General features: G+C 44.5%; 11 protein-coding genes. 4 read left to right on the top strand and 7 right to left on the bottom strand.

Annotated features, from left to right (window positions below; translation table 11 throughout):
- The first annotated feature begins 145 nt into the window (after positions 1–145).
- Entirely contained in the window at positions 146–544 is a 399-nt protein-coding gene (locus J3P43_RS09625; protein WP_255901581.1) for a VOC family protein, read from the top strand.
- 58 nt (positions 545–602) lie between these two features.
- Here J3P43_RS09625 and J3P43_RS09620 read toward each other — a convergent pair whose 3' ends face one another.
- Positions 603–1,502 (bottom strand): FimB/Mfa2 family fimbrial subunit, encoded by a 900-nt coding sequence (locus J3P43_RS09620; protein ID WP_255901579.1) that lies wholly within the window; start codon positions 1,500–1,502, stop codon positions 603–605.
- A gap of 222 nt (positions 1,503–1,724) precedes the next feature.
- On the opposite strand from J3P43_RS09620, the gene J3P43_RS09615 reads away from it, so the two are divergent.
- Complete coding sequence (locus J3P43_RS09615) at positions 1,725–2,690, top strand: erythromycin esterase family protein (RefSeq protein WP_255901577.1); 966 nt, start codon at positions 1,725–1,727, stop codon at positions 2,688–2,690.
- 64 nt (positions 2,691–2,754) lie between these two features.
- On the opposite strand, the gene J3P43_RS09610 is transcribed toward J3P43_RS09615, so the two are convergent.
- Entirely contained in the window at positions 2,755–4,170 is a 1,416-nt protein-coding gene (locus J3P43_RS09610) for an alanine/glycine:cation symporter family protein (RefSeq protein WP_255901574.1), read from the bottom strand.
- Between the two features lie 374 nt (positions 4,171–4,544).
- Complete coding sequence (locus tag J3P43_RS09605) at positions 4,545–5,381, bottom strand: hypothetical protein (protein ID WP_255901572.1); 837 nt, start codon at positions 5,379–5,381, stop codon at positions 4,545–4,547.
- A 798-nt stretch (positions 5,382–6,179) separates the two neighbouring features.
- Between J3P43_RS09605 and J3P43_RS09600 the strand changes: the two genes are divergently transcribed.
- Together J3P43_RS09600 and J3P43_RS09595 are read left to right on the top strand one after the other, a co-directional pair.
- Positions 6,180–6,611 (top strand): hypothetical protein, encoded by a 432-nt coding sequence (locus J3P43_RS09600; RefSeq protein WP_255901570.1) that lies wholly within the window; start codon positions 6,180–6,182, stop codon positions 6,609–6,611.
- 428 nt (positions 6,612–7,039) lie between these two features.
- The gene (locus J3P43_RS09595) at positions 7,040–7,546 is read left to right on the top strand and encodes a DinB family protein (RefSeq protein WP_255901568.1); all 507 of its coding nucleotides are present in this window, start codon (positions 7,040–7,042) and stop codon (positions 7,544–7,546) included.
- Positions 7,547–7,672: 126 nt separating this feature from the next.
- Here J3P43_RS09595 and J3P43_RS09590 read toward each other — a convergent pair whose 3' ends face one another.
- The 4 genes from J3P43_RS09590 to J3P43_RS09575 are packed head-to-tail and all read right to left on the bottom strand — an operon-like array spanning position 7,673 to position 13,529.
- On the bottom strand, positions 7,673–8,059 hold the full coding sequence (locus J3P43_RS09590) for a VOC family protein (protein ID WP_255901566.1): 387 nt from the start codon (positions 8,057–8,059) through the stop codon (positions 7,673–7,675).
- A 47-nt stretch (positions 8,060–8,106) separates the two neighbouring features.
- Positions 8,107–11,247, bottom strand: coding sequence for a DUF6298 domain-containing protein (locus J3P43_RS09585; protein WP_255901564.1), 3,141 nt, complete (start codon positions 11,245–11,247; stop codon positions 8,107–8,109).
- Between the two features lie 15 nt (positions 11,248–11,262).
- The gene (locus tag J3P43_RS09580) at positions 11,263–12,783 is read right to left on the bottom strand and encodes a family 43 glycosylhydrolase (protein ID WP_255901562.1); all 1,521 of its coding nucleotides are present in this window, start codon (positions 12,781–12,783) and stop codon (positions 11,263–11,265) included.
- 11 nt (positions 12,784–12,794) lie between these two features.
- Entirely contained in the window at positions 12,795–13,529 is a 735-nt protein-coding gene (locus tag J3P43_RS09575) for a LamG domain-containing protein (RefSeq protein ID WP_255901560.1), read from the bottom strand.
- Positions 13,530–13,531: the final 2 nt, after the last annotated feature.

The following is a 13,531-nucleotide window of genomic DNA, read 5'->3' as shown; positions in this document are numbered from 1 at the left end:
AGGCAGCTTTCAATGCCTTGGCTGGTAACCTGACGCAAACAACCCTCAATATGACGCAAATAACCTCGGCAAGATGTCATTTGCTGACTACCTTTGAAGTCAAGGGATTTCCAGTATTGAAATATAATCCTAAAACATAAATGTTATGAAAACGAAAAAAATATGGGCAAATCTGGCTGTAAGCGACTTAAAACGGACGACTAAGTTCTATACCGAACTGGGCTTTAAATACAACGGAGCATCTGACGATTTAACCAGTTTTAGTATTGGTGAAGATGAGTTTGTCATAAATTTTTTTATAAGCGATAAACTTAAAGCTGCTTTAAAAGGAGAGTTAGCCAACATGCAGCATGGAAATGAAGTCTTGTTCACGCTTGGCGCACAAAGCAAAGCAGAAGTTGACCAATGGGAAAAGGAAGTTAGGGGAGCAGGCGGCAAAATCATTTCAACGCCTGCAGAATTTGGAGAAGGATACTACGGTTTTGATTTTTCGGACCCCGATGGTCACAGGTTCAATGTCTTTTATATGGACGGGTTTAATTAAGCGTTTTCAGACTACTACAGGCCCGTTAATAAAATCCTCCTTTGGAAACGATTATGTCTTAAAATGTAACTGCCGGCCCGGGGGCACTATCCCAGGTTGGATTAACCACTACAGAGAAACTTGACTCAGGAGTTGCGGTTTGAGGAAACAGGTTACCCGACAAAGAAGTTTTCTTGTTTTTGTAAAACCAAACATCGTTGACTTTCTTAAATGCAATCTGTTGATTTTGGGCATCCTTAGCATAGATCTTAATCTCTGGTATGGGGCTGTGCGTGTTGAGTACATGGAAAAGAAATTTGCGATTTTTTTGCCCTTTATCACTTGCTGTTAATGTAAACCGTGCGCCCGAATGGTACGTGCCACTACTTACGCCCTGGCTAATAGAGTAGCTGTTCGCATCGTTCCAAAGGGCAATATCAATATAAGCAGCATTCGCCGGAATTTCGTCAAGAATAGTGATTTCTAAACCACCAACTACGCGGTCTAACCGTACAGTTTGATTTACATTTTGAGTGCCTATTGTGAGTTGAAAGCTTTTCAGAAAAGCATCACCAAACGGGAAATAAGAATTGTGGCCAAAAGCCACGGTAGAAAAAGACGATTCTTCAACCAGGGCGATCTCTGCGTGTGTAGCCAGCATGAATATCGAATAATTTCCTGTCGGTAAAGAGTCAGTTACTGTTCCAAAGTTTGGCATGCTGGAGGTTTGGGTCATTTTTTTTACGAATACCCCCGACGAATTGTAAACGTAATAGTATAACATGTTCGCATGATTATTTAGCGTATCGCCAGCTGCAGAGATGGTTGAACCAGACTTTGAGAAAAGGTCCGATTCTCCTGCTACCACAAATGATACCTTGTATTTTTGTGCGTCGGAAAGCGGAGCAGAAGCATTATCTTTTTGGCAAGCCGACAGCACAATTCCATAAGTAAGAATCAACAGTAAGATCTTTTTCATAGCGGTAGATTAGAGTAGTAGAAGGGAGACAAGAGGGAATGAAAAAAGGCTTTAAATATCTGTAATATTGATGGTTAATCTGAGAATTGGATGGTGCCCCATAATAAAATGAACCCAATTAGCCTATTAATTCTGGTAGCATGGTCAGACACCGGAGCATTTGTGGAATTATCCACTTTTCGTCATCTACCCACTATGCTGAACGGCTAAACATTATCCCACATGAACTCACGAAACGTCTTCAATTCAATTCTGCTAATGGTTTTACTTTCACTTCCTTCTGTGATTTATCCTCAAAACACGTCGCTCGATTGGATCAATAAGAATGCACATGAATTACCGTCAGATTCAGCTTCCTCTCATCACGATCTGCGGTTTTTATCGAAAATTGTAAAGGATAAAACAATAGTCGGGCTGGGCGAAGCTTCACACGGAACCCACGAATTTTATTTTCATAAGAGGCGAATGATTGAATATCTGGTTAGCCAAGAGGGATACCGTCTAATCGGTCTGGAATTTGCAAATAGTTATATAGAACCAATTAACAATTACATTCAAACGGGCAGAGGGGATTTAAAGAGTATGATTAAGTCGATGGTGCTCTATAACTCGGATCAAATTTACCTGTTATGCCAGTGGCTTCATCGATTTAATCAGTCGAGGTCTTTATACGATAAGGTAACGATACTTGGCTTCGATGATGAGGAATTTTGGCGGGATCCGCTTACGAGGGACGAAGAGATGGCAAAAAAATTCATCAGAACCCAGCAACTGCGAAGTCCTAAAAGTATTCTGTGGTCGCATAACCTGCACCTCGCCAAAGACACCACAATGGCACAGTACAAAGGCATGGGATATCATGTCAAGGAGGAGTTTGGAGACCATTATTATGCTATTGGCTTTGATACCTACAGCGGCAGCGTAAATGTGATAAACTCAGGCGGAATCGAAGTTCGCCAGTTCACTGGTACAGAAGATACTCTTTCGGATTTATTCCGTGAGGCCCGCTTGGAGGCATTCTTTGTTGATTTTGACCAACCTGATAATCCGTTTTTAGGTTCGAAAAACCTGATTACAAATATCTATTCAGACTGGCGGGAACCCAGACTTCTGCCTATAGTCCCGGGTGCTGATTTTGATGGTCTTGTTTTCATTCGAACGACAACCGAGTCAAAGACTTTGAAATAGGGTGGGGTGGTATCAGGTTGAGGCCTCGATCTCAACATTCTCATGCAAGTTTATAATGAGCCAGCTACCAAACATCCGTATTCTTAATACCCAATTCCTGTGCATTGAATACCGGATCTTTCCCTTCTTTCCGTTGTTGGCGGTAATCTTTAAGCGCCTTCAATGCCGGCTTTTGCAAAAGAAGAATAGCGACGATATTTAGCCAGGCCATTATACCTACTCCCATATCGCCTAATGCCCAGGCAGACTCTGCAGTTTTTATCGAGCCATAGAAAGTGGCGGCAAGAATGAGGAGCCGGAGTCCGGTTACTGCCCATTTATTTTCGGTTTTATCTAAATAGCTAAGATTGGTTTCGGCAATATAATAGTAAGCCATGATGGTAGTAAAGGCGAAAAACAGAAGGGCAATTGCCACGAACCCGCTTCCCAGGGCCGGGAAGTGATGACTTATCGCATACTGAGTAAATTCTGCGCCAATTTTTGCACCCGGAAGGTTTTCCACAATGAAGCCCCCGTCAGGGTTTAAAACGTTGTATTGGCCGGTAAATAAAATCATAAAAGCAGTTGCGGTGCATACAAACATGGTGTCGATGTATACAGAGAAGGCCTGCACAAGTCCCTGTTTGGCAGGATGATCTACTTCAGCAGCCGCTGCGGCGTGCGGAGCCGTACCCTGACCCGCTTCATTTGAATAGATTCCACGTTTTACTCCCCATGATACAGCCATGCCGAAAACTCCTGCAAAGGCCGGTTCAAAGTTGAAAGCCGACTTAAATATAAGGCCTATGACTGCTGGAATTTCCTGGATGTTCAGCGCCATGATAACCAGCGCCATCAAAATATAAGCTCCGGCCATAAATGGAACTACCACTTCTGCCACCTTGCCTATGCGCCTTACTCCTCCGAAAATTATTAATGCAAGCAAAATCGCCACACCTGCCCCTGTAAACTCGACAGGCAGATTGAAGGCATTTTGCATACTTAAGGCAATGCTATTGCTTTGTACGCCAGGTAGAAAAAGGGCGGTGCTCAATACGGTGGCTACCGCAAACACCATGGCATACCATTTTATCCCCAAACCTTTTTCGATATAGAAAGCCGGTCCACCCCGATACTGTCCGTTGTTTACCTGTTTATATATTTGCCCCAGGGTAGCTTCTATAAAAGCGGAAGCACTCCCTAAAAATGCAATTGCCCACATCCAGAAAACAGCACCGGGGCCGCCCATCGCAATGGCTGTGGCTACCCCGGCAATATTTCCTGTACCTACCCGCCCGGAAATTGCTATGGAAAAAGCCTGGAAAGAACTTACTCCCTTTGCAGAGCCTTTTGTGCCGAAAAGTAATTTTACCATATCTCTTAAATAGCCCACCTGCAAAAAGCGGGTTACTACCGAGAAATAAATCCCTGTTCCCATACACAGCACAATAAGTGCATTGCTCCAGACTATGTCGTTAATTGATGTAATGATCTTTTCCATTGATTGCTTAAGTGCTGGTGATGCATTTTGCCCAAAAGCCAAAGTAATAGATTTAAATCAAATACTGAAACATTCCTTGCGAGGGGAAAGCAGGAGTCTGATTCGAGGTTACATCCAAACTATCTCCAAAGGGACTGGCTATAACTACTGCGAGAGGATCTCGACGAATACACCCCGTTCTTTTTAGATGAAAGCTCATCTCAAAACTATGAACTTCAACCCCAGGTTACCTTGAGGCGGAGACGGGCAGGAGTATTGTACTGAACACTGCAGATAAGGTTCAGAACGAACTAGAGCAGATGAAGCACTAAAAGGTCGTAGCAAAAACTACGATCTTAAGCATCGACATTCTGGTTGGTTCGGTTTTTTAGCTACTATTTAGGCAGGATAACAGGCTTGTCTGTGCAGTGGCCTTCACCAAAGAATAAATACCTCGTTTTTCCTCCAACATGCGCAACGGTTGTAGCTCCTTTGATAGGAATGAAGAGAGATTGTGCACAGGCATATTTTAAGGTTAATGGAGCCTGAGTCTCAGCTAATGCAAATTTGGTTTCAGCTTTAACAATTGCTAAGGAATAGTCCTGCCCAGTTATTTCGAAAACATCATCGCCGAGATCAGTAGTAGCAGAGCCTTCCATCCACTTGCTTTTGCGACGAGAGGAGAACCTGATTTCTTCTTCATTTGGTATATATAGAGAACTTTGTGCATTAAGGTGGTCTACGATATTGTTAAGTGCATTTTCACGTCGGGCAATATTGCTATAAACCAGAGAACCTTTAAATTTAACCCCCTCTACGGTGTATAGAGATTCTTCTTCATCTGATCTGACATGTAAATGTTTTCCTGATATTTCAACCCCATTTTCGATCGCGTTTTCAAAAACTACGGTTAATTTACCATTGCGCTTTTTGTTGTCGGGGCCAGTGATATTGGCAAAAACGATGTCGTACTTGGTCTTGCCTTCTTCAGTGAGACCACTTGTAATAGTTGCACCTGTTAGAATTCCTGGTTGATTAGGGTACGCAGTTTTAAAACTTCTGGCAATAAATTCACATTCGTTTATAAGCCGTTCCACTCTGATTACAGAGGTGGATAGTTGAATGTCTTCAATGGTTATTTCATCGATTGGGACAGCCGGGTCGTTATCGCTGCAGGAAGAGCTTAATAACATTGAGGCGGTAAATAAAAGTGATAATGTGTGTTTTTTCATTTTTTAATAATTATTACCACAGTACGATGTAACGGGCAAAAATGCTACGAGAACCTGAGGATTTCCTTTTCACCTGGAATACTCCAGGCAAGAAAGCCACAGAATGGCTGTGATAGATTTTCCCCGGCAGCTTATCCTCATGGGAGTGCTAGAAATCGTAAATTACGTCAAAAGCTTCTTCCGTCTGGCACTCTGGCAGATTGTTGAAATCTGTTAAGCGGTGCCGTATTAGTTGCAGGCAACAGACTAGCAAAAAACGGACGATAGACGATCGACAGACAGTCCAAAGTCTCTATAAGGTCTCTATAACTTTGTCGTATGATTGAATTGACGGGGGAGGTACATAAAGATACGACGCAACATTTCTTTATGCACATCTAATTTCAATTTGCTTGCAGCGCACTCATGAATACAGCATACGATACCTTCAGGCCCTAAGCCCCCGATGCTCAGCATAATGACGTTGGCAAACTGTCAAAAGTTCCAAGCTTTTGGCAAGTTATCAAGCAATAGCTACTGGGGGCATTGGTGCTTTCGGTTTTTTTGAAAGCAATCATCTCAGGATGATTTCTACTTAGAAAATGTCTGTTGGTGGATGTACCCATCAGGCCACAATTTTTACAGAACGCTGGAGCCCCGCAGAGTGTCGAACTAATCCCACATTAGTGGATAATTTTTTTTTGTAGGTTAATTATTCTGATTAACTTCATTTGAAGAGCTTCTAATTACGAAATAGTCACATCTAACCAGAGAAAGCCGAAAATCTTTAAGAGTAGGTATAACATTTAATCATTCAAAATGAAAAAGATTCTTTTACTATTCGTTGCAATTGCTGGCCTAATGCTGCAAACGTCTCACGCTCAGTCAGGACAAAGTACATTTGGCACAGCCGGAGCTCTAACCTGGAGCTATAATGCGTCGACCAAGATGTTTTCGTACCAGTTAACCGTATACCCTCCCAGTGCATACACCCCAGACACGTGTTCTGATAACGGAGGGGATAATTCCGCATTTTTAATACTTTGGGATGTATCAACCAATACCCAGGTCAGCGGAAGTTTCGATTATATTTATAATGCCAGCACCTTTCCAAATGGAACTACCGTTTACTCGGGACAGATTTATGTTCCAGGAGATGTAGCAAACATAGATATTAATTCAGGAGCGTGGTTTCTTGATGGAAGTTGTGAAGCGCTGATAGGTGGATCAGATTCATTTGGTATCCAGTAAGTCTACGAGGGGGCTCAAATTCCTAAACCTCTAGTCCCGTAGCGTCAAGCTGGTTAATCGGCTGGTGGGCTTTAAGACTTCTCAGCAACAATCATTCGGTTGGCTTCAGCATGACGCTACGGGCTCGAGTATACTTGAATATAAAAGGATTCTGCGTTATCTCTCTTCAGGCTTATACTGTTACTCCGTGAAAACACGGATGCAAAAACTCCGTGTTCTTACGCAGTCATTTTTTTCTCAGCGATTTTATCTTTTATATCAACAGATGAGGCGTGTGTTTAATAGAAAGTTGGAGAAGTTTACCGGTCGATGAACATAGTTAGCAGCAGGAAGGAACAATCTTAAAAAAATATTTATTAAAATCCTGCTGACATAAGGTTGTCATCCGCCATGCCTTTTTTTGTCTTAAACTAAAAAGCAAATAAATCATGGAAACAAATCAGACAGCCACCGCAAGCTACATCATCAGTCAGGAGCAATTACTGGAGCACTGGCAGGGACATCGCCGGCTTACCCGTAGAGTAATTGAAGTATTTCCGGAAGACAAGTTATTCAGCTACTCGATAGGAGGGATGCGCCCTTTTTCTGTGATGGCTATGGAGCTCATTGATCTGGCGGGTGGAATCTCAGGAATAGTTAACGGCGAATGGAAATCTACGGATGAAATGTCGCATGCAAATGGAAATCTTCCGAAAACAAAGGCTGAATTATTGGTGCTTTGGGACGAAGTAACTGAACAAATTGAAAAGTATTGGCCTCAACTTTCGGCGGAGCGTTTTCAGGAAGTCGTGATGGCTTTTGGGGCCTACGAAGGGCCTGTATACTCAACACTTTTATACTTTATTGATAATGAAATTCACCATAGAGGGCAAGCTTATGTTTATCTGCGCTCGCTGGGAATTACTCCTCCGCCTTTCTGGGAAAGAGGCAATTAGTTTTATTGATTTTTACTTACCGTAGAGCTAGGGGCTCTACGGGTTTTTGGGTTAACGTTCTATTGACGCGATAGCTTAGAGCACTATGTCGCCCTGCGGGACAATCGGTTACAGATTTTCAAACATCTATGCTTTTGTGATGGCCAATACTGCTCCCTGCGGGTCCTGTATTAGCGCATATTGCAATGTTCCATCAGCCAGTCTGGATTCTCTAAGCACAGTTCCTCCTAATTCTGTACATTTATTCATACTGGCAGCTATGTCAGCAACGTTGATATACACAATCCATTGAGGAGGGAGGCCTTTGTTTGATCCTCTGCTATGACAAACTCCTGCAGCCCAATTGCCCTCACTATCCTTCATTACATAATCAGCGTATGTCCCATCTTCATCTTTCATCGGCATCTCTTCTACTCCCCAGCCAATTACTTCACGATAAAAATCCCTGAGAATGTCGGCGTTTTCTATAGTTAAATCTGTCGAAATTATCGAGCCAATTTTCTGTTTATCCATATTGTAAAGCTAAATTCATTGTTCTTCTAATGCAAGAGGGGTGTTATTTATTCCACCTTTTTCAGCCAGGCAACGCTTGCATCTTTTGCAGGGTTATCTATCGTATACAGAGCTCCTGCCAACAACTTTTTCCCTTCTGTAATTTCTCCAGTTTGAGGATTTATCCACTTCAGTATAAACGACCCTTCTTCGCCGGTCAGGTTCATTGTGAGTTGCTTACTTTCGGTATAGATGATATAGCCATTCCCTTTTTTGCCAAGAATATATTGTTCTGGTATCCCCGGTGTTATTGGACCCATGTATGAAGCGTCTGTTAAAAACTGTTTGTCTTTAATTTGTGGAAGAGAAGCCAGTGATCCTCCTCCCATGAAGATCGCCCAGTCGGCCAGCCTTCCTCCACCTCTGGAATATACCATCGCCTTATCAGGGAATTTCGTGCGGAACTCTGCTACTGCACGGTACATCTGAGAAAAGGAATTTTCTCCCACGGTCATTATCCTGGCGTATTGCCGGGCAGCCAGACTTTGTCCCCCTGCTGGTGAATATAGTGTGCTGTCGGCCCGGTATTGCCATTGTAATACATCGATCGCATCAACTCCGCGAGAACGCTTTGGATCGGCGAGGATAGCGTCCTGCACATCTTTTGTACCCGGGAGCATCACCATAACATTCTGTTTGTTTTCCTTCTCCCATTCGGCGATCACATCCATCCAGAACTGAACGAAATGCAGGGGGCCGGTATATTCCATCCCAAGATGATGGATCACATTCGTATTCCCTTTAAAATTGTCGAGACTTTTCCTGATATAATTGCGATGCAGCGCCTTTCGAATTACGTGAGTGGTGTCGTAAAATTCGTCGGCCATGTAAACTCTTTTATCTCCGGCATAGGCTGGGTTTTCGGCAAAGCCGGTATTGTTGATGTTATTTGCCGACCTCCATGGGTAATCAGCCCAATGGGCGCCTTCTTCAATGATATTGTGCTGAAGGTAGTGTTCCTGTATAAATACCAGGCCCTTTTCATCCGCCAGGTCGGCAAATTTCTTAAGCCTTAGCCAATACCATGTATTCCACTTGTTAAGATCATATTTGCTTAATCGGTCAAACGCTTCGCCCTGCCCGCTTCTGCTAAAGGGCTGTTCATAAAACGGCGTCCATACATCAGCATCGGCGCGCCGGGTTCGTGCATGATCGTCGCGCCGGCGCTCGTACCATAGGGCCGGGAAATGTTGCATAGCCACCACATTTCTCCGCAGCATGTCGCTGACTACACTATCCAGGTTATCGGTTAAGCCCTTTCCGCTGCGTCCGGGAACAAAACGGACAAGGTTGGCCGAAGCTCGTTTTATCTCGGCCGGACGTGTTGAACCCCGCCACATCGATGTCCGGCTTTTTCTGCCCGTAAGCACTTGCCCCGAACGAACAATCCAGCCATTTTTTACTGACACGGTCACAGGCCTTCCCTCGGGTTTGACAGAATGTGGAGCCTTAATCTTATCCACATATTTGGCTCCCTTTAGCTCAGAATAGATAGGGTATTTTTCAATCATTTGATCAATCCATGCATCCATAATCAGGTCTGGCGTTTTCGATCGTTCGCTGTATTGTTTCGAAAGTTCCGGCGAAGGCGCTGAAGTTCGTTGGGAAGTATAGGTAAAGATTTTTTCCTGTTCCGGTGATTTCTTTCCTGTTCTGGCTTCAAGCTGAGCGTAAAAAAAGCTTTCAGGGTTAATGAAAGTGTGCGGTAACTCGTGATGTCCGTTTCCGTAGCCCTGTGCCCAGCTGCCGTATGCCCAGTTTTGGGCGGTAGGGGGTGAATCAATATAGATTTTAGCCGCCCGGCCTTGCCAAACCAGCGAGTTTGCTGCCGCCCAGCCGCCGCCCTGCCCATCCACCTCGCGGTTAGTGAAGGCGATATTGCCACCGTCTACAGTCATTTTGTCGAATAATATCCCGGTCGACCAGCCGCCTGTTGCACCGCTGAAGTTAAGAGGAAGGTAGGAGTAGCATTGAACAAAAGCGTTTGGCCCGGGGGTACTAAAGCCTGCCGAGAAAGCGTGGTAGGCATATTCCGCATAACAACGCTGGAAAAGCACTTGCTGCCCGAGGGTATGAAAGGCATAACGCCGGTGGTTTCCAGCTTCTCCAACCGGAGCCAGAGACTTGCAGTCTTCAACGGTTATACGGCTGGCGGTTTCCCAGACTGCAACGGCCGAACTTACAAAATGCTGTGCAACGATACGCCGCACCCAGGAATCGGATACGTTTTCTAAGGTTACCGCCATCCAACGGTGGTTTTCATCTTTTAGATTTGATGGATCGAATGCAGATACACAACGCAAGTTCTCGACCCCAACGTTCCGGATCTGGCCTTTCCATTCGTATTTCGCTACGGTACCACCACCAAATTTTGGGTCTAATGAATTAGTTAAGGGTGCATCGAGCGTCATGGATTCGGGCGTAGCGGAAACAATGTTTCGGTACCAGTTCTGGTCGAAGTCGCCGGCTTCCCAATGTGTTAAATGGTAGTCTACAAGGGTGCCGATCTGATCTGTGCCGATTGCTTTGATCCACTCTTTGGTGGAGGGACGGTTCACCATAACTTTATCTCCAACCTTGAAAGAGTGTTTGTTTTTGAAATGGAGCTTTACCGAGTTAACCGGGAAATAAGTTCCGGCTAATTCAGTAGGTTTTTCAACGCGTCGGTCATTAGTTCCTTCTACCTTGATTAAGGTTTCCCGGTCTACACCGGTTGCCATTAAAACAGTTCCGCTTTCGTCCGGCCCGCTTCCCCGCAACACTACGCCCGAGGCACGAATGCTTAGGCTGCCGGCTATTTCGAATTTACCTTTTTGCAATAATACTGTCCCCCTGAAGCCGTCTTTGTTTAAGGGGAGCGAAGACACATAATTAATTGCTTGTTGAATTTTCAGGGTAGCATCTCCATTCATCGGAGAAACAATCACCTTCACCGGAACATTTGGAATAGATTTTTCCGAGAGCATGTATCCGCAGTACGAGAAATCTGGAACGCGGTCTCCGTTCTCCTGAACTTTATAGCTCAGCTTTCCATCTGTGCCGATTTGTACCGGCGAATCTGAGTTGGTTTTTAGCTGCGCGAAACATGGATTAACGGATGTAAGGCTAAGAAATGCCACAACGGCAAATCCCGTATAATGAAATTTCATGTAAGTTATTTAAGATTACAGCTTTCTGTATTTAAAATTATCGTACACCACACTTCCTTCGCCAAAGGCAAGCAAGCCTGCACGAAGGCTCATAAAGCCGCCAAAAATGTTATGGTTAAATCCGGTAGCGTCTATGCTTCGTTCAAGTCTGCTCCAGGTCTTGCCGTCGCCGCTGTAATAAAAGCTGATTTCGTTTTCATCGTTTTTTATTTTCAGATACCCGTGCTTACCAATGGTGTTGTTCTCGCTAATCTTTCGGTTACCCTGATTGAATATCGAAAACTCCGTTGCATTTACCGTGATTCTCATGTTACCTTGCTGGTTATAAAATAGTGTTAGCCCAGCGGTGGCAGCGCCTTCGAGTGTATATTCAACCTCCACCTCATATTTCCTGTCGGCCGAATTGACCAGCAGGGGTGCACTGTTTTCAAAGGAGTTCCCCTTTGCCTGATAGATGAGTTTGCCGTCTTTTAAATTTACTCTGCTGAACGGAAGCTCTTTGAACGATTGCCATTGAAGACCCAGCCGCTGAGCCGAAAAATCGTCGGATAAGCCCGTTGACGAGACAGAGGGATTGAGGGCCGGTTTTTTGATGCCGCCCTCGCTTGATACACCTGCGGGTACTTTGAACCAATTGTCTTTCGTCCATTCAACAGGCAGCATCAGCGTTTGCCTGCCCAGAGACTGGAAGTGCTTTTCATAGCCATGGTACATGATCCACCAATTGCCATTCACATCATCAACGAGTGTTCCGTGTCCCTGACTCCACCAGCGTTCGGCCCGGCTTCCTGTGTGTACAATCGGGTTATAGGGCGAGTTTTCCCATGGGCCCAAAGGCGACCGTGAACGGGCCGCTACCACCATATGCGAGGTAGCTGGTCCCGCCGTGCCACCTTCTGCCACAATTTGGTGAAAATAGCCATCTTTTATAGTAGATTTTGGTGATTCGAGACAAAAGCATTCTGTGCTCCATTCTTTCGGGAACGCCCATCCCTGATATCCCGGGATGGGCGCACCTAGGGTCGACAAGCCATCGCTGGCAAGCTTTACAATATATCCTTTCGAAAGATACAGATAGCGGGTGCCGTCTTTATCAACCACATGCCCCGGGTCAATAAAGCCGTTTAATTTCAGGTCTACAGGCTCAGACCAGGGCCCTTCGGGTGATTTTGCGGTAACCACCCAGTTGGTTTTATTTGCGGGGAAATAAATATAATAGGTGTCGCCGTGTTTGATAAGATCGGGCGCCCATACCGAGCCCACATTGCGATTTAAAGCAAAGGCTAGCCGCTTCCAGTTAATAAGATCTGTAGAGTGCCAGATTAAAAGACCGGGATAATATTCAAATGATGAATGGGTGAGGTAGTAATCTTTTCCATTCCTTAAGATCGATGGATCGGGGTAGTCGCCTCCCAGAACAGGGTTCTGGAAATAGGCTTCGTTGGCTGATTTGGTGAGATTTTGCGAATGGAGTTTGGTGGTGCCGAACAGGATAACAGATGCGATAGCAACTGCTTTAAAATAGTTTAACTGCATTTAAAATTGATTTAGTCTTTTACTTCTTTCTTTAGAGCGTCAGCACTTAATACTTCCGGATGAAAGCGAATCTCGCTGATGAAGCCCTTGAACCAGGCAACACGGTTTAAACGTACGCCCAGCGAGAGCTCTCCATTGAGCATGGGAGGTAAGCCGACATTTCCTTCAAGCTCTTTAACTCCGTTCACATAACTGGTCATCTTTTGGCCGTCATAAGTCAGGGCAGCCCAGTACCATTTGTCGCTTGGATGGAGTAGTGTAGAGTCGATAAGAGTTAAGCCTTTTCCGGTTTTGCCGTTCCTTAAAAAGGTATCCATATACCATTCTTTTCCCTGGGTTAATCTTACTTCAAAGGTGCCCCGGTTTAAGCTGTCATCAGTAAAGTGAATAAATCTTGGAGCAACAGGCCCATCGCCGGAAGGCTTAAAAAGTACTTCGATACTGAACTTTTTCCATCCCCGCATAGGAATTTGGGAGATCACCAAACCATCGTCTACTCCGTCAAAAAAAATTGATTTTCTGGTCTGATCTTTTATAACCACCGGATGTCCCAGCACTGTTGGCTGATGACCGCCAATCTGATTAATATTGTCAAGTTTCCAGATGATGGTTTTAGGCAGGGTGTTCTGTGCATAAAGAGACCCGGTATGTGACACTGATACACAAACCCATAACAGGACTAGCTGTCGGGCAATCTTATACAATTTCTTCATATTCACTATCGCGCATGATTTAAAGATTTCCATTG

Origin of the sequence: Paradesertivirga mongoliensis, from assembly GCF_024436395.1 — a bacterium.
Classification (GTDB): domain Bacteria; phylum Bacteroidota; class Bacteroidia; order Sphingobacteriales; family Sphingobacteriaceae; genus Paradesertivirga; species Paradesertivirga mongoliensis.
This window is presented reverse-complemented; position numbering and strand designations above follow the sequence as displayed.